We start from the raw sequence: 16,384 nt of genomic DNA on the forward strand, positions 1-16,384 counted from the left end.
AATGGCACTACCCGTCCAGCGCGGTGGCTATTGCAAACGCGCGGCGAAGCTGGTGTCATCCCGCTTTGCCTCAGGGAGGTGTGACAATGAAGCGATCCCATGGGCTCGCCCTATTTTCCTCAACTCTCGCCCTGTTCGCTGCGAATGCGGCTTCCGCATTCGCAGCGCAGCCCGGCGATCCGCCGGATGGCATCACCAAGATAGAAACGGTGGTCGTCATCTTCGCCGAGAACCGCGCCTTCGACAATCTCTATGGCCATTTTCCCGGTGCCGAAGGCATCGACAAAGCCAGCCAGGAAAGCTTGCAGCAGCGCGACCGTGACGGCTCGGTGCTGTCCGAACTGCCGCCGGTGTGGGACGGGCTGACCGCCAAGGGCGTCACGCCGCCGGTGACGCAGGCGATGACCGAGCACCTTCCAAACGCGCCGTTCACCGTGAACGACGCGAAGGGTTTCAACGTGCCGCTCAGCGTCACAACGCACGATCTCTGGCATCGCTACTACCAGAACCAGATGCAGATCAACGGCGGCAAGAACGACATGTTCGTTGCCTGGGCCGATTCAGGCGCCATGCCGATGAGCAACTGGGACGCTTCCAAGACCGACATGTGGGCGATCGCGCAGAAATACGTGCTGGCCGATCATTTCTTCATGGGTGGGTTCGGCGGCTCGTTTTTCAACCACCAATGGCTGATCTGCGCTTGCGCGCCCTACTACGCCGATGCCGACAAGAGCCCGGCCAAACCGTCGATTTCGGTGACGGATGAGAGCGGCACAGCCCTGAAGATCGCCGACAATTCGCCGAAATCGGCGCGCGACGGCATTCCGAAATTTGTCTCCGATGGCAATCTGACGCCGGACTTCCACGCGGTGAACACGATGCAGCCGCCTTACCAACCAAGCGGCAACGATCCGACGCCTGGCGGCGATCCGCTCCTCGCGGATCCGGCCAAGCCCACCACGCTGCCGCCCCAGACGGAGCCGACCATCGGCGACATGCTTAGCCTCAAGCACATCACCTGGGCATGGTATTCGGGCGCCTGGCAGTACACGCTCGACCACGGCAACAACTCGCCGGTTCCCAATTTCCAGTATCACCACCAACCGTTCAATTATTATGCCAATTACGCGCCGGGCACCGAAGCCAGGCGCGAACATTTGCGCGACGGTGGGCTGGCCGGCGTTAGCTTCATCCAGGCGATCGACGACGGCGTCCTGCCACAGGTCTCCTTCTACAAGCCGCAGGGCAATCTCAACGAGCATTCCGGCTATGCCGACATCGAGGCTGGAGATCGCCATATCGCCGACGTCGTCGCCCATCTGGAGAAAAGCCCGCAATGGCCGCATATGCTGGTCGTCATCACCTATGACGAGAATGGCGGCATCTGGGATCACGTCCCTCCGCCCAAGGGCGACCGCTGGGGGCCGGGCACACGCGTCCCCGCCATCATCGTTTCGCCCTTCGCCAAGCACGGCTATGTCGATCAGACGCCCTATGACACGACTTCGATCCTGCGCTTCATCACCGAGCGCTTCGAACTGCCGGTGCTGCACGGCATCGTGGTTCGCGACCGGGCCGTCGCCGGGCATGGCGAACCGCAGCTCGGCGATCTTACCGCCGGGCTCGACCTCAATTGAAGGCCCGTGTCCGTAGGAAAACGATGAACGCTGACGGGATCGTCGCCCTTGTCACCGCTGCCGGCATCGAGCTTACCGACCGCCGCCGTAACGCCAAGGGCGACGGCTGGTCGCTAAGCTTTGCCAACGGTGCAACGGTGGAGGTGGGTGACGACGGATCGGCGCGCATTGCCGGCAAGGGCAGCAAGGCCGTGAGAGGGCTGCTGGACCTGCCGACCGCGCCGCGCCGCGGCTGATCCGGCGCGGCCGGACACTAAGTTGGCCGACTCAACTGTTACCGATGTTAAGTCAAATTTTACCGAACTGGCGCCATGGCTTGAGCGATGCCGGGTGTTTGTTCCGGCATGTTTCGCGTATGGGGTATCGATGCGTATTGTCCGGGCGATTCCGCTGCTTCTGACCGCCTCCTCCTTGCTGGGCGCTTCCGCGGCCGAGGCCGGCGACGGCCCTTTCGGCTGGCTGTCCGGCGACTGGTACCTGACGGTTGGCGCCACGGGCATGGTCGCGCCGAATTTCGAGGGCGGCAAGAAATACATGCTCAGCGCCCAGCCCATCATCTCCCTGGGCAAGGCCGGTCCCCAGGCTCGCTTCACCTCGCGCAACGACAATATTTCGCTGGCGCTGGTCGATGATGGCGGCGTTCGCGCCGGCCTGACCGGCAAGTTCCTGTTCTCGCGCGATGACAGCGATGCCGACGAGCTCAAGGGTCTCGATCCGGTGCGCTGGGGCGGCGAAGTCGGCGGCTTCTTCGAATTCTATCCGACGGACTGGATGCGCGCGCGCGCCGAATTGCGCCACGGCATCCGTGCCCATAACGGCTTTGTCGCCGATATCGCCGCCGACGCTTTCTACGATGTGACGCCAACCGTCAGGATTTCGGGCGGCCCGCGCGTGTCCTTTGCTTCGGCGAACTATTTCGACGCCTACTATGGCGTCAATGCGCAGGAGGCGGTGGCCTCCGGCCTGAGCCAGTACAATCCCGGTGGCGGACTGAAATCCGTCGGCCTCGGCGGCGCGGTGACCTGGAAGGTGACCGATCCGATGACCGCCAGCCTGTTCGGCGAATATTCGCGCCTGGAGGGGCCGGCAGCCGATTCCAGCCTGGTCAGGGAGCGCGGCGACCGCAACCAGTTCATGGTCGGTGTGTCGACCACCTATCGCTTCGACTTCAAGATGTAGGCGAATTGAACGAGACGCTTTATTCCTGCGTCCATCTCCGCTAAAAGCCACGCCATGATGAGCTTTTCGCGCCTTTTCGCGATCGCGATACGAATTACTGGCCCGGTGTTCCGGGTGGCCTGAGCGCCGCCGGAACCGCCGGGAGTTTCGCGCGCGCCCTCGCGCTTTTTTCAGAACATCGACGCATATCGCCCAAAGGTGGGATCCGGTTTTGGGAAAACGATATGCGCCAATCAAAGACCTCAACGCCCGGGCTTTGTGCCGACGGGCTACGCAGATGGCAGATCAATGACCGACACTGTTGAAACGATCGACTATTCCAAGACGCTTTATTTGCCGCAGACGGATTTCCCGATGCGCGCCGGCTTGCCCGAGAAGGAGCCGGTGCTGGTCAAGCGCTGGCAGGACATGGACCTCTACGCCAAGCTGCGCGAGAGTGCCGCCGGCCGTACGAAATATGTGCTGCATGACGGTCCGCCCTACGCCAACGGCAATATCCATATCGGCCATGCGCTGAACAAGATCCTCAAGGACGTCATCACCCGCTCGTTCCAGATGCGCGGCTACGATTCGAACTATGTGCCTGGCTGGGACTGCCACGGCCTGCCGATCGAGTGGAAGATCGAGGAGCAGTATCGCGCCAAGGGCAAGAACAAGGACGAGGTGCCGGTCAACGAGTTCCGCAAGGAATGCCGTGAGTTCGCGGCGCACTGGATCACGGTGCAGGGCGGTGAGTTCCAGCGGCTTGGCGTCATCGGCGACTTCAAGAATCCCTATACGACGATGGCTTTCCATGCCGAGTCGCGCATCGCCGGCGAATTGCTGAAATTCGCCATGTCGGGTCAGCTCTATCGCGGCTCGAAGCCGGTGATGTGGAGCGTCGTCGAGCGCACCGCATTGGCCGAGGCCGAAATCGAGTACCAGGATTATGAGTCAGACACGATCTGGGCGAAGTTTCCGGTGGCCAATCTTGTCGTCGCCAATATCGTGGACGGGCAGCCGGCGGAACTCAATCCGGACCTGAGCGGGCGGTCGCTGGATTTGCTGCACGCCCATGTCGTCATCTGGACGACGACGCCGTGGACCATCCCGGGCAACCGCGCCGTCAGCTATTCGCCGCGCGTCGCCTACGGGCTCTATGAAGTGACGGCGGCTGAGAATGCCTTTGGCCCGCAGCCGGGTGAGAAGCTGATCTTCGCCGACGCGCTGGCCGAGGAAAGCCAGGCCAAGGCAAAGGTCACCTTGAAGCGCCTTCACGGCGTCAGCACCGAACAACTTGGAAACCTAGTGCTTTCACACCCATTCAAGGGTCTCGGTGGCGGTTACGAGTTCCCCGTGCCGATGGTTGCGGGCGATCATGTGACCGACGATGCCGGCACCGGCTTCGTCCACACCGCGCCTGGCCATGGCCGCGAGGATTTTGACGCCTGGATGGACGCCGCGCCGCAGCTGCGGGCACGTGGCATCGACACGGTGATCCCCTTCACGGTCGACGATGCCGGCTTCTTCACCAGGGACGCGCCAGGCTTCGGCCCGGATCGCGAGGGTGGAGCTGCGCGTGTCATTGACGACAATGGCAAGAAGGGCAACGCCAACCAGGCTGTCATCGACGAGCTGATCAAGCGCAACGCGCTCTTCGCGCGCGGCCGCCTGAAGCACAGCTACCCGCATTCCTGGCGGTCGAAGAAGCCGGTGATCTTCCGCAACACGCCGCAATGGTTCGTCTACATGGACAAGGACCTCGGCGACGGGACGACACTGCGCAGCCGCGCCCTGAAGGCCATCGACGACACGCGCTTTGTGCCGGCTGCCGGCCAGAACCGCATCCGCGCCATGATCGAGGAGCGCCCCGACTGGGTGTTGTCGCGTCAGCGCGCCTGGGGCGTGCCGATCGCCGTTTTCGCCGATGAGGACGGCAACGTGCTGAAGGACGCGGCGGTCAACCAGCGCATCATGGACGCCTTCGAGGAAGAGGGCGCCGACGCCTGGTTCGCCGCCGGCGCCAAGGAACGCTTCCTCGGCAACCACGATGCGTCCAAATGGAAGCAGGTGATGGACATCCTCGACGTCTGGTTCGATTCGGGCTCGACGCATGTCTTTACGCTGGAGGATCGCCCAGACCTGAAATGGCCGGCCGACGTCTATCTCGAAGGGTCCGACCAGCATCGCGGCTGGTTCCACTCCTCGCTGCTCGAAAGCTGCGGCACCAGGGGCAGGGCGCCTTACGACACCGTCGTCACCCATGGCTTCACCATGGACGAGGACGGACGCAAGATGTCGAAATCGCTCGGCAACACAGTGGTGCCGCAGGACGTCATCAAGCAATCCGGTGCCGATATCCTGCGCCTTTGGGTGGTGACGACGGATTATTGGGAAGACCAGCGGCTCGGCAAGAACGTGCTGCAGACCAATATCGACGCCTACCGCAAGCTGCGCAACACCATCCGCTGGATGCTGGGCACGCTCGCCCATGACGATGGCGAGACCGTACCGCTGGAAGCGATGCCGGAGCTGGAACGGCTGATGCTGCATCGGCTGGCCGAGCTCGACGAGGTGGTGCGCCAGGGCTACGACGCCTTCGAGTTCAAGCGCATCACCCGCGCGCTCGTCGATTTCATGGTGGTCGAGCTGTCGGCCTTCTATTTCGACATCCGCAAGGACGCGCTCTACTGCGACGCACCGTCGAGCGTGAAGCGCAAGGCCTCGGTGCAGGTGGTGCGCCATCTTTTCGACTGCCTGGTGAAATGGCTGGCGCCGATGCTGCCCTTCACCATGGAAGAGGCCTGGCTCGACCGTCATCCCGATGCCGTTTCGCTGCATCTCGACCAGTTCCCGGAAATCTCGGCGGATTGGAAGAACGAAGCGGTGGCGGAAAAGTGGCGCAAGGTGCGGCAGGTGCGCCGCGTCGTCACCGGCGCGCTCGAGATCGCGCGTGCCCAGAAGGTGATCGGCTCCTCGCTGGAAGCGGTGCCGGTCGTCACCATCAACGACGCAGCGCTCGAAGCGGCGATATCGGACGTCGACATGGCCGAGATGGCGATCACCAGCGACCTCGTCATTGCCCATGGCCAGGCGCCTGAAGGCGCCTTCACCCTCGACGATGTCAAGGGCGTCGCCGTAGTGGTCGAGAAAGCCGAGGACCGCGGCCTCACCAAATGCGCGCGTTCCTGGCGTTACACGGCCGATGTCGGGCAGGATCCCGCATTTCCCGATGTCTCCGCACGAGATGCCGCCGTTCTGCATGAGCTGAAGGCGCTCGGTCGGGTTTAGGTCGACGTCGCCGAAGAGCGTGCCGCGGTTCTGGGAAACGACGTGCACCCGATCAACAGTGCACAAATGCCACGCCGGGCGGTGCAAATCCGCCCGTGCGTTGCCCTTAAAGAGCGGTTGAGGTAAACACGCGAAACTCCGGAAGACAAATTGTCGCCGGATTTCCGTCGCAAGTGCTTGGACGATGGGGACCGGTCACAGGACCGGTGGAGATCGAGAGGCTGTCTAGAGTGGGACTTTTTGGCATGACCGAGAGATATAAGGCGCGCCTTGCGCTGCTGGCGCCGCTTGTCGCATCGGGCCTCGCTCTATCCGGCTGCATGGGCTCTCCGACCTATGGCACCGACAAGACCGCTGCCGAACAGCTGGCCGGCGATCTCTCGGGCGCCGTTTCCTTCGCGCCGAAGCGCAAGGATCCGATCGACTACAAGCCGCGCCCCACCTTGGTGAAGCCCGCTCCCGGACAGAAGGAAGCGCTGCCCGCACCGCAGGAAAGCATCCAGACGGCAAGCGCCGAATGGCCCGAATCGCCTGAACAGCGCCGCGCGCGCCTGCGCGCCGACGCCACCGCCCATCAAAATGATCCGGGCTATCAGGCTGAGGTCGTCGACGACGTGCAGACCGATCCGGCCTCGGTCAAGAAGGCGATGGCGGATTCAGGCTCCAGCCACCCGCCGGCCTGGACACCCGCTGATTCCGACAAGGGCCGCGCCGCCGAGATCCAGCGTCGTCTTGCCGCGAGCAAGCAGGGCGACCCCAACACCCGCAGATATCTGAGCGAGCCGCCATTGGCCTATCGCGTCGCGGCCGGCACGGCGCCGCAGAACGAACTCGGCGAGGACGAATACAAGAAGGAACGCCGCCTGAAGAAGGAGGCGGAAGGCAAGAAGTCCGGCTGGTTCGACTGGTTGCCGTCCCTGTAAGAACGCCCGCGCTGCCCTTTCGGGCGGCACATCGCGGTTCAGTCGCGACGTTCCTTGAAAAAATCCTTCAGCAGCAGCGCAGCCTCCGTCTCGCCCATGCCCGGATAGATGTCGGGCGTGTGGTGGCAGGTCGGCGAGGCGAAGAAGCGTACTCCATTGACCACCGCGCCGCCCTTTTCGTCGGCGGCGCCGAAGTAGACACGGCGTAGCCTGGCGAAGGAGATGGCGCCGGCGCACATGGCGCAAGGTTCCAGCGTCACATAGAGATCGTGGCCGGTCAGCCGCTCGCTTGAGAGTTTCCCGCAGGCTTCGCGAATGACAAGCATCTCGGCATGCGCCGTCGGGTCGGCAAGCTCGCGGGTGCGGTTGCCGGCTTTCGCAACGACCGTGCCGCCGTTGGCGATGACGGCGCCGACCGGCACTTCGCCACGCAAGGCTGCCGCCTCGGCCTCCTTGAGCGCCACCGCCATGAAATCCGGCCGCTTCACGCGGTTTCCATTCCGATTATCTCCTCGCCACTCAGGCGTGATCCTGTTATGGAGCGCATCAACCCGAAAATCGGACTCGATTTTCGGAAAAGATCATGCGCCAAATCAAAGTGCTACAGCGTTCGTTGCGCGCCCGAAAGGATGCGCCACGCTGTAGCAGCGCAAACGGACAAAGGCCACATGGACGACAACGACAAGAAATCTCCGCGCCAAAAAGGCCCGGGCAAGAAACCTGCGGCTCCGCGAGGCGACAGGAAGCCATCCTTCGGCGCCAAGAAACCCTATGCGCCGCGCGGCGATCGGCCGATGGCCGCCGAGGGCGAACGGCCGAAGCGCGACTTCAAGGGCGGCGACAAGCCATTCAGCAAGGGGCCACGCGCCGCGGGCAAGCCCTATGAGAAGCGCGAAGGGCCACGCAAGCCCTACGCGCCGCGTGGCGACAGGCCAATGGCAGCCGAAGGCGAACGCAAGCCGTATGAGAAGCGCGAAGGGCCACGCAAACCCTATGCGCCGCGTGGCGACAGGCCAGTGGCAGCCGAAGGCGAACGCAAGCCGTATGAAAAGCGCGAAGGGCCGCGCAAACCCTATGCGCCGCGCGGCGACCGTCCGGTTGCCGCGTCGGCGGAGGGCGGCGGTAAGCGTTTCGACCGTCCCAAGCGTGATTTCGGCGATCGCCCGAAGCGCGACTTTGCCGACCGTCCCAAGCGCGACTTTGGCGGTGACCGCCCCAAGCGTGATTTCAGCGATCGGCCCCAAGGGGCATCGGCCGGCTTCAAGCCGCGCCCGCGTCCGACGGAGGCCACGGAAGAGGCCGGCGAACGCATCGCCAAGCGGCTGGCGCGCGCCGGGCTTGCCTCGCGCCGCGACGCCGAGGAGTTGATCGCCGCCGGCCGCGTCAAGGTCAACGGCCGCGCCCTGACTTCGCCGGCCTTCAACGTCATGCCGGGCGACATCATCCATCTCGACGGCATGGAGATCCCGCCGATCGAGCGCACGCGCCTGTTCCTGTTCCACAAGCCCGCCGGCGTCGTCACCACCAACCGTGATCCCGAAGGCCGCAAGACTGTCTTCGACGTGCTGCCGGCCGAATTGCCGCGGCTGATGACCATTGGCCGCCTCGATATCAACACCGAAGGCCTGCTGCTGCTCACCAATGATGGCGGCCTGTCGCGCGTGCTCGAACTGCCCGCCACAGGCTGGCTGCGCCGCTACCGCGTGCGCGTCCACGGCAAGGTCGAGGAAAGCGCGCTTGCGGGCCTGCGCGAAGGCATTGCCGTCGACGGCGTCTTCTACGGTGCCATCGAAGCCAGCCTCGACCGCGAGCAGGGCTCCAATGCCTGGCTGACGATCGGCCTGCGCGAAGGCAAGAACCGCGAAGTGAAGAACATCCTCGGCGCGCTCGGCCTCGACGTGACCCGGCTGATCCGCATTTCCTATGGCCCGTTCCAGCTCGAGGATCTCCCCGAGGGCCACGTACTGGAGATCAAGGGCAGGGTGCTGCGCGATCAGCTGGGCGAGCGCCTGGTGGAGGAATCCGGCGCCAACTTCGACGCCGAGATAGCAAAACCCTTCTCCAACAAGCCGGTGCGGCGCACCGAAGTTCGCGAAGCGGAACCCGAGCGGCCGAAATTCACGCGCGACGGCGAGCGGCGGCCGATCGGCGAGGGCGGGCTGATCAAGAATCGCAAGCGCCGGGAAGGCAGCCGCGACGAGGCATTGGGCAAACTGTCGACCAGTCCCGACAGAGGCGAGCGGCCGGAAAAGAGCTTCGGCGAACGCGGACCCCGGCCCGAACGCGGCGGCTTCGGCGACAAGCCACGTGGCAGTTTTGGCGACAAGCCGCGTGGTGGTTTTGGCGGTAAGAAATCCGAGCGCGAGCAGCGGCCGATCGAGCCGCCCGGCCAGCGCAAGGCCAATGTCTGGATGGCGCCAGGAGCCCGGCCGATCGGCAAGGGCAGGGCGGAAGCCGACGCCGCAAAGGCGGCGGAGGCCAAGGCGCGCAAGGCCTCGTTCAAGCCGGCCTATGGCAAGCCTGCTGGCAAACCGGGCGGCGCAAAGCCTTTCGGCAAGCCGCGTGGCGAGCGTCCGGCTGGCGGTGAACGGCCGCGTGGCGGCCCCAAGGGTCCCCGCACAAGATGAGGATCGTCGGCGGTGAGTTTCGTGGGCGCCCGCTGGCGACGCCCCGCGGTAGCGCCATCCGTCCGACGACCGACCGCACCCGCGAGGCCGTCTTCAATGTGCTGGCGCATCGCTTTGCCGGACAGCTGGACGGCGCGCGCGTGCTGGATCTGTTCGCCGGCACCGGCGCGCTTGGTCTGGAGGCGTTGTCGCGCGGCGCGTCCTACGGCGTCTTCATCGAGGAATCGGCCGAAGGCCGCGGCCTGATCCGCGACAATGTCGAGGCCTTCGGCCTGACCGGGCGCACCAAGATCTTTCGCCGCGACGCCACCGGCCTTGGCGAGGCGGGCACGCTGGCGCCGTTCGGCCTGGTCTTCGCCGATCCGCCCTACGGCAAGGGGCTGGGCGAGCGCGCCCTGCAATCGGCGAAAGCCGGCGGCTGGCTGCGCCCCGGCGCGCTCTGCGTGGTCGAGGAGGCGGCGGCGGTTCCCTTCGAGCCAGGCCCCGGCTTTTCGGTGCTGGACGAGCGCAACTACGGCGAAACCATCATCCGCTTCATCGAAGCCGCCTGATCGCCTGCGTTCATCGGTGGCCTCTTTGCCGCCGCCTTTGCCGGCAACAACAATTCACTTTGCTTGTCGCAAGCACCTTGCCTATCGTCTTGAAGAGAAAACCGGAGCCATTGATGACATCCAGGGCTGAATGGCTGCGGACGACACTGCTGGCAACCTCGCTGGCCTTCACGCTCACCGACCCGACGCTGGCCGACAGCGCCGCGTCGCTCAACACGAAGCCGGCCGAGTTCAAGGTGACGGATTTCCTGCTCGACAACGGCATGGAGGTGGTCGTCATTCCCGACCATCGCGCGCCGATCGTTACCCATATGGTCTGGTACAAGATCGGCAGCGCCGACGAGCCGCCCGGCAAATCCGGCATCGCCCATTTCTTCGAACATCTGATGTTCAAGGCGACGACAAATCACGCCGCCGGCGAGTTCGACCGCGCCGTCTCCGACATTGGCGGCTCCAACAACGCCTTCACCTCCTACGACTACACCGCTTTCCACGAGACGGTGGCGCCCTCGGCGCTCGAGCAGATGATGGGCTTCGAGGCCGACCGCATGCGCAACCTCATCCTCACCGATGACGTCATCAAGACCGAGCGCGATGTGATCCTCGAGGAGCGCCGCTCGCGCATCGACAACAATCCGCAGGCTGTGCTCGATGAGGAAGTCGATGCCACGCTGTGGCAGAATCAGCCCTATCGCATTCCGGTCATCGGCTGGATGCAGGAGATGGAGCAGCTCAACCGCACCGACGCCGTCGCTTTCTATGACAAGTACTACCGGCCCAACAATGCCGTGCTGATCGTGGCCGGCGACGTCGAGCCGGAGACGGTCAAGGCGCTGGCCGAAAAGACCTACGGCAAGGTGGCGCGCGGCCCGGACCTGCCGCCGCGCATCCGCCCCGTCGAGCCGGAGCAGAACACAAAGCGCACGGTCACGCTCACCGACGCCCGCGTCAGCGTGCCGAGTTTCTCGACGCAATGGGTGGTGCCGTCCTATCACACCGCCAGGCCGGGCGAGGCCGAGGCGCTCGACCTCCTGGCCGAGATCCTCGGCGGCGGCAACCGCAGCCGGCTCTACCAGGCGCTGGTGGTCAAGCAAGGCATCGCTTCCAACGCCGGCGCGTATTTCCAGGGCACCATGCTCGACGACACCAATTTCACCGTCTATGGCGCGCCGCGCGGCGACGCCAGGCTGGCCGACGTCGAGGCCGCGGTCGATGCGGAGGTGGCGCGCGTCGCCAGCGGCGGCGTCACGCCGGATGAGCTGGAAAAGGCCAAGGACCGCTACATCAGGTCGATGGTCTTTGCCCGCGACAAGCAGGACTCCATGGCCGAAATCTATGGCTCGACGCTGGCCACCGGCGGCAATGTGCAGGATGTCCAGCAATGGCCGGACCGCATCCGCAAGGTCACGGCGGACGAGGTCAAGGCCGTCGCCGCGCGCTATCTGGTGTTGTCCCGTTCGACGACCGGCTATCTCTTGCCGCAGCAACAGGCGGGGAATTGATGATGACGAACCAGCACCGCGTCTCTGTCCCTTCTCCCCTCGTGCGGTCCGAAGGCCGGGGTGAGACCCGTGGCTCGCCCCAGGGCGGTGGCCTCGCGAAGCGAGGTCGGATGAGGGGTGTTCCAGCTTGGCAAGAACGGCGATCCTTCACCGACCCCTCAACCGTCTCGGCGCTGCGCGCCTATCCACCTTCTCTCACAAGGGGAGAGGGGAAGGCCCTGCACGCCCTCGCAACCCTCTTCCTCTCCATCCTCTTCCTGATCCTGCCCGCACTGGCCGCCCGCGCCATGGACATCCAGCAGGTGACCTCCTCTAAAGGCATCACCGCCTGGCTGGTCGAGGATTATTCCGTACCCATCGTCGCCGTCCGTTTCGTCTTCGGCGGCGGTTCGACGCAGGATCCGGTGGGCAAGGAGGGCCTCGCCAATCTGATGACCGGCCTGTTCGACGAGGGCGCCGGCCCCCTCGATTCGGAAGCCTTCCAGGTCAGGCTCGACGATGCCGGCGCCGAGATGAGCTTCGAAGAGACCCGCGACGGCGTCTATGGCTCCATGCGCATGCTGGCCGAACAGCGCGACGAGGCCTTCGATCTGTTGCGGCTGGCGGTCAACGAGCCGCGCTTCGACCAGGCGCCAATCGACCGCATCCGCGCCCAGATCCTGTCCGGCATCATCGCCAACGAGAACGATCCCGACACCGTGGCGCAGAACAAATGGGCGCGCGCCATCTATGGCGACCATCCCTATTCGCGCTCCGACCAGGGCACCAGGCAGAGCATCGCCGCCATCAAGCAGGCCGATCTGAAGGCCCTGCACAAGGCGGTGTTCGCGCGCGGCGGCCTGCATGTCGCCGTGGTCGGTGCCATCGACGCGCAGACGCTGAAGAAGAAGCTGGACATGGTGTTCGGCGACCTGCCGCAGACCCAGGCGCTCGCCCCGGTCGCCGATGTCGAGCCGAAGCTGGCGCAGCGCGTCGAGGTCAATTACGACCTGCCGCAGACCTCGCTGCAGCTCGCCTGGCCGGGCGTGAAGCGCAAGTCGGCGGATTTCTTCCCCGCCGTGCTGATGAACGAGATTCTTGGCGGCGGCACCTTCACCTCGCGCCTGTTCGAGGAGGTGCGCGAAAAGCGCGGGCTGGCCTACAGCGTCAATTCCTCGCTGGTAAACCAGGACCATGCCAATGCGCTGATCGTCACCACCGGCACGCGCTCCGACCGCGCGGCCGAGACGCTCGGCATCGTGCGCGATGTCGCCAGGCGGTTGGCTGAGGATGGTCCGACCGAGGCTGAACTGGCGGCGACCAAGAAATATTTGATCGGCGCTTATGCCATCACCAATCTGGACTCTTCGAGTTCCATCGCCGCGACGCTGGTCGAATTGCAGCTCGACGATCTCGGCATCGACTACATGCAGCGCCGTGCCGGTTACATCAACGCGGTGACGCTCGACCAGGTCAAGGCGGCGGCCAAAAAGCTGCTGACGGCCGAGCCGACCATCATGGTGGTCGGGCCGCCGCTGGCCGGAGCCGGCAAGGGATGAGCCCAACTTTCGGCATAGCTTTTGGCGGCGGCGGCGCGCGCGGCCTGGCGCATATCCATGTCATCGAGGCGCTGGACGAACTCGGCATCAAGCCGGTGGCGATCGCCGGCTCGTCGATCGGCGCCATCATGGGCGCCGGCATGGCCGCGGGCATGACCGGCAAGGAGATCCACGACTATGCCCGCTCGATCCTCGGCCGCCGCGCCGAAGTGGCGAGCCGCATGTGGCGCGCGCGGCCTGGCACGATCGCGGAGGCCATGCAGAATGGCATCCGGGTCAGCCAGTTCAATGTCGAGCGCATCCTGAAGGCGTTCCTGCCCGAGGCCATTCCCGAAACCTTCGCCGATCTGAAAATCCCGCTGAAGGTGACCGCGACCGATTATTTCGGCCACAAGCTCGCCGTGTTCGATGAAGGCGATCTGCACTCAGCCCTGGCCGCCTCGGCCGCTATCCCCGCCGTGTTCCGCCCGGTGACGCGCGACGGCAGGCTGCTGATCGACGGCGGCATCTACAACCCCGTGCCGTTCGATCTCATCGAGAACGACGCCGACATCATCATCGGCGTTGACGTCGTCGGCGCGCCGGAAGAGGCTGACCGCAAGCACCCCACCTCCGTCGACCTGATGTTCGGCGCCACCCAGTTGATGATGCAGTCGATCATCGCCAACAAGCTGAAACAATGCCGCCCCGACATTCTGGTCCGCCCGGCCGTATCAAAATACCGCGTGCTCGATTTCCTGAAGATCGACGCCCTGATGAACGAGACGGCGGACATCAAGGATCAGCTGAAGCGCGAAGTGGCGAGGGTGGTTGAGGCGCGCAATGGCGCTGCCATCAAGGGGAGGCGAGGGAAAAAGGCCGGTTGAGTGACGGGACGCCGCAATTGGCAGTCCTGTGTCGAACTCTGTGTCATCCAGCCTGGAAAGCCCGCTATGACTTCGCCGTCACCGGCGCATACTCCAGCGCAACAACGCCGTTGCTGAAGGGCGTGGCCGAAATCAGCTCGAGCGGCACTTGTTCGCCCGGCGGGAACAGCGGCTTGCCCTGGCCGACAGCGCCGGGATAGCTGAGCAGCCTGACGCGGTCGACCAGCCCGTGGCGCAGCAGGTCCTGCGCCACGCTGAGGCTGCCATGCACATAGATGTTGCCGCCGCTGCCTTGCTTCAGCGTCCTCACCGCGTCCGGCAGCGAGCCTGTGAGCAATTCGGCCGGTTTCCAGTCGAGCGCCTTCAGGCTGGTCGAGGCGACGTATTTCGGCAGCGCGTTGAACCGGTCGGCAAAATCCCCGGTTTCCTTGGGCCATGAGCCGGCAAAGATCTCATAGGTCGTGCGCCCCAGAAGCATGGCGCCGCTGTCGGCGAGTTCATCCTCCTTGAACCTGTTCATCTCGTCGTTCCAGGTCACGCCAGGCAGTTTTTCGACCTCGGCAATGCCGTCGACGCTGATAAATTCGGTGACGATGAGTTTTCGCATGGCGTTCTCCTCTTCGCTCAAAGGACGAACCGCATGGGGCGTTTGCTACAGGCTCCGAAAAAAAGGCGGTTTATCAGAGAGGGAGTTTTTTCTGATCTGGATCAGCTCCTAAGAGTTTTGATGCTACATCTCGCCGAGGTATCCCCAAAGTTACAGGCAAATCATGGGATTCGGGGTCTTCATCCATCGCTCAGATTCGATCTACGATGACAGCCCCGCTGAGCGGTATCAGTTCCCCAGCCAGTATCTGCGCCGTGTGGAAGCATGTGTCGGCGATTGGATCATCTACTATGAACCTCGCAAAATAGACGATACCCGTGGCTATTTCGCCCTGGCGAAAGTCCAGCAGGTTATCCCTGATCCCGTGGCGCCTGATATGTATCTCGCTTTGATCGAGCCGGGATCATACCTCGATTTCGCCAATCCCGTTCCATTCAATGGGATCGACGGGCTCGTTGAGCGAGGTTTGCTTAACGACCAAGGACGGATTTCCGGTCGCGCTCAATCGGCCGTCCGACCGATCAGTCCGAGCGACTTCAACCGCATTCTCGATCTGGGCCTTGACGCTCGTGAGCCGTTGCTGCCACGCGTCGATGAGATCGGCATTTCATCCGGGTTTCGGGATGAAGAAGCCCCGTTCCAGTTTGAGCACAGCCGCGACCGCATAAGTTACATCGGATCGCGAATCGTGCGGGACCGCATTTTCCGTCGCATCGTCTTGCGCGCTTATGACGAGCGTTGCGCGATCACGGGACTCAAATTGATAAATGGCGGTGGTCGGGCGGAAGTTGCCGCGGCACATATTAGACCCGTCGAAGCGAACGGGCCCGATGTCGTCAACAATGGGCTCGCACTATCAGGTACGGCGCATTGGATGTTCGATCGTGGAGTGATCAGCCTCTCCGACGATCTGGAAATCCTGATCTCGCGGCAGGTCAATGACCTCGAGAGCGTGCAAGGGTTCATAAACAAGACCCGCCGCGCGCTTCCGCCTCGCCGACAGCTCGAACGCCCGCATCCTCATTTCCTGCAATGGCACCGCGAGCACTGCTTCAAGCAGTGAGGTGACGAGTAGTTTCCGGCCTGGGGCTGGCAGACTGGAGAGTCCCCCTCAGTCCTTCGCCCGCTCCACATAGGACCCATCGGCCGTCATCACCACCACGCGGGTGCCGGGCGCGATGTGCGGCGGCACTGCGGTGCGCACGCCGTTGGAAAGCACGGCGGGCTTGTAGGAGGACGATGCCGTCTGGCCCTTGGTCGTCGGCTCGGTCTCGACCACTTCGAAAGTGGCGCGCTGCGGCAGGACCAGGGAAATCGCGATGCCGTTGAACTGGGAAACCTGCACCGGCATGCCTTCCTGCAGATAGGGTGCCGCGTCGCCGACCACGGCTTCGCTCACCGCCACTTGGTCGTAGGTTTCCGGGTTCATGAAGTGAAAACCTTCGCCGTCGGCGTAGAGGAAGGTGTGCTCGCGCTCCTCGACATAGGCACGCTCCACCTGCTCGGTGGTGCGGTAGCGCTCCGAAACCTTCACCCCGTCGCCGATGCGGCGCATGTCGAGCTGCGTCACAGGGGTGCCCTTGCCTGGGTGGATGTTTTCGGCAAAGAGGATCACATAAAGCTTGCCGTCCTTGTCGACGACATTGCCTTTGCGGAGCGAACTGGCGATGACTTTCACCACGGT

14 protein-coding genes are annotated in these 16,384 nt (G+C 64.0%); 11 read left to right on the forward strand and 3 right to left on the reverse strand.

Annotated features, from left to right (window positions below):
• Positions 1-86 precede the first annotated feature (86 nt).
• From FJV83_RS05160 to FJV83_RS05180, 5 genes are all read left to right on the forward strand, one after another.
• Positions 87-1,637, forward strand: coding sequence for an acid phosphatase (locus tag FJV83_RS05160; protein ID WP_246691801.1), 1,551 nt, complete (start codon positions 87-89; stop codon positions 1,635-1,637).
• A 23-nt stretch (positions 1,638-1,660) separates the two neighbouring features.
• Positions 1,661-1,873, forward strand: coding sequence for a hypothetical protein (locus FJV83_RS05165; RefSeq protein WP_142884816.1), 213 nt, complete (start codon positions 1,661-1,663; stop codon positions 1,871-1,873).
• Positions 1,874-2,003: 130 nt separating this feature from the next.
• A complete protein-coding gene (locus FJV83_RS05170; protein ID WP_142884815.1) occupies positions 2,004-2,816 on the forward strand; it encodes a MipA/OmpV family protein in 813 nt (270 codons plus the stop codon).
• Positions 2,817-3,104: 288 nt separating this feature from the next.
• Positions 3,105-6,086 (forward strand): isoleucine--tRNA ligase, encoded by a 2,982-nt coding sequence (gene ileS, locus FJV83_RS05175; protein ID WP_142884814.1) that lies wholly within the window; start codon positions 3,105-3,107, stop codon positions 6,084-6,086.
• A gap of 245 nt (positions 6,087-6,331) precedes the next feature.
• Positions 6,332-7,009: a hypothetical protein gene (locus FJV83_RS05180; protein ID WP_095770542.1), complete on the forward strand. Its 678-nt coding sequence runs from the start codon at positions 6,332-6,334 to the stop codon at positions 7,007-7,009.
• A 38-nt stretch (positions 7,010-7,047) separates the two neighbouring features.
• On the opposite strand, the gene FJV83_RS05185 is transcribed toward FJV83_RS05180, so the two are convergent.
• Entirely contained in the window at positions 7,048-7,497 is a 450-nt protein-coding gene (locus FJV83_RS05185; protein WP_095770541.1) for a nucleoside deaminase, read from the reverse strand.
• A gap of 180 nt (positions 7,498-7,677) precedes the next feature.
• On the opposite strand from FJV83_RS05185, the gene FJV83_RS05190 reads away from it, so the two are divergent.
• The 5 genes from FJV83_RS05190 (at position 7,678) to FJV83_RS05210 (ending at position 14,093) form a co-directional block, all read left to right on the forward strand.
• Positions 7,678-9,636 (forward strand): pseudouridine synthase, encoded by a 1,959-nt coding sequence (locus tag FJV83_RS05190; protein WP_142884813.1) that lies wholly within the window; start codon positions 7,678-7,680, stop codon positions 9,634-9,636.
• The gene (gene rsmD, locus FJV83_RS05195; protein WP_142884812.1) at positions 9,633-10,187 is read left to right on the forward strand and encodes a 16S rRNA (guanine(966)-N(2))-methyltransferase RsmD; all 555 of its coding nucleotides are present in this window, start codon (positions 9,633-9,635) and stop codon (positions 10,185-10,187) included. Before FJV83_RS05190 ends, rsmD begins: the two co-directional genes overlap by 4 nt.
• A 113-nt stretch (positions 10,188-10,300) precedes the next feature.
• The gene (locus FJV83_RS05200) at positions 10,301-11,689 is read left to right on the forward strand and encodes a pitrilysin family protein (RefSeq protein ID WP_142884811.1); all 1,389 of its coding nucleotides are present in this window, start codon (positions 10,301-10,303) and stop codon (positions 11,687-11,689) included.
• A 110-nt stretch (positions 11,690-11,799) separates the two neighbouring features.
• The gene (locus tag FJV83_RS05205; RefSeq protein WP_142884810.1) at positions 11,800-13,227 is read left to right on the forward strand and encodes a pitrilysin family protein; all 1,428 of its coding nucleotides are present in this window, start codon (positions 11,800-11,802) and stop codon (positions 13,225-13,227) included.
• Positions 13,224-14,093 (forward strand): patatin-like phospholipase family protein, encoded by an 870-nt coding sequence (locus FJV83_RS05210; protein WP_142884809.1) that lies wholly within the window; start codon positions 13,224-13,226, stop codon positions 14,091-14,093. Before FJV83_RS05205 ends, FJV83_RS05210 begins: the two co-directional genes overlap by 4 nt.
• Before the next feature lie 64 nt (positions 14,094-14,157).
• On the opposite strand, the gene FJV83_RS05215 is transcribed toward FJV83_RS05210, so the two are convergent.
• The gene (locus tag FJV83_RS05215; RefSeq protein ID WP_095788374.1) at positions 14,158-14,700 is read right to left on the reverse strand and encodes a dihydrofolate reductase family protein; all 543 of its coding nucleotides are present in this window, start codon (positions 14,698-14,700) and stop codon (positions 14,158-14,160) included.
• Between the two features lie 163 nt (positions 14,701-14,863).
• On the opposite strand from FJV83_RS05215, the gene FJV83_RS05220 reads away from it, so the two are divergent.
• Complete coding sequence (locus FJV83_RS05220) at positions 14,864-15,763, forward strand: HNH endonuclease (protein WP_142884808.1); 900 nt, start codon at positions 14,864-14,866, stop codon at positions 15,761-15,763.
• 48 nt (positions 15,764-15,811) lie between these two features.
• On the opposite strand, the gene efp is transcribed toward FJV83_RS05220, so the two are convergent.
• Positions 15,812-16,381 carry an elongation factor P gene (gene efp / locus FJV83_RS05225; RefSeq protein ID WP_010915481.1) on the reverse strand — a complete coding sequence of 190 codons (570 nt, stop codon included), beginning with the start codon at positions 16,379-16,381 and terminating at the stop codon, positions 15,812-15,814.
• Positions 16,382-16,384: the final 3 nt, after the last annotated feature.

The sequence above is a fragment of the Mesorhizobium sp. WSM4307 genome (assembly GCF_007003945.1).
Lineage (GTDB): Bacteria > Pseudomonadota > Alphaproteobacteria > Rhizobiales > Rhizobiaceae > Mesorhizobium.

Bases quoted from the DNA above. Each gene is read 5' to 3' on its own strand.
- FJV83_RS05160 (WP_246691801.1), top strand. From the start codon at position 87: ATGAAGCGATCCCATGGGCTCGCCCTATTTTCCTCAACTCTCGCCCTG.
- FJV83_RS05205 (WP_142884810.1), top strand. From the start codon at position 11,800: ATGAGGGGTGTTCCAGCTTGGCAAGAACGGCGATCCTTCACCGACCCC.
- FJV83_RS05190 (WP_142884813.1), top strand. From the start codon at position 7,678: ATGGACGACAACGACAAGAAATCTCCGCGCCAAAAAGGCCCGGGCAAG.
- FJV83_RS05210 (WP_142884809.1), top strand. From the start codon at position 13,224: ATGAGCCCAACTTTCGGCATAGCTTTTGGCGGCGGCGGCGCGCGCGGC.
- FJV83_RS05200 (WP_142884811.1), top strand. From the start codon at position 10,301: ATGACATCCAGGGCTGAATGGCTGCGGACGACACTGCTGGCAACCTCG.
- FJV83_RS05165 (WP_142884816.1), top strand. From the start codon at position 1,661: ATGAACGCTGACGGGATCGTCGCCCTTGTCACCGCTGCCGGCATCGAG.
- FJV83_RS05170 (WP_142884815.1), top strand. From the start codon at position 2,004: ATGCGTATTGTCCGGGCGATTCCGCTGCTTCTGACCGCCTCCTCCTTG.
- FJV83_RS05220 (WP_142884808.1), top strand. From the start codon at position 14,864: ATGGGATTCGGGGTCTTCATCCATCGCTCAGATTCGATCTACGATGAC.
- FJV83_RS05180 (WP_095770542.1), top strand. From the start codon at position 6,332: ATGACCGAGAGATATAAGGCGCGCCTTGCGCTGCTGGCGCCGCTTGTC.
- rsmD (WP_142884812.1), top strand. From the start codon at position 9,633: ATGAGGATCGTCGGCGGTGAGTTTCGTGGGCGCCCGCTGGCGACGCCC.
- FJV83_RS05215 (WP_095788374.1), bottom strand. From the start codon at position 14,700: ATGCGAAAACTCATCGTCACCGAATTTATCAGCGTCGACGGCATTGCC.
- ileS (WP_142884814.1), top strand. From the start codon at position 3,105: ATGACCGACACTGTTGAAACGATCGACTATTCCAAGACGCTTTATTTG.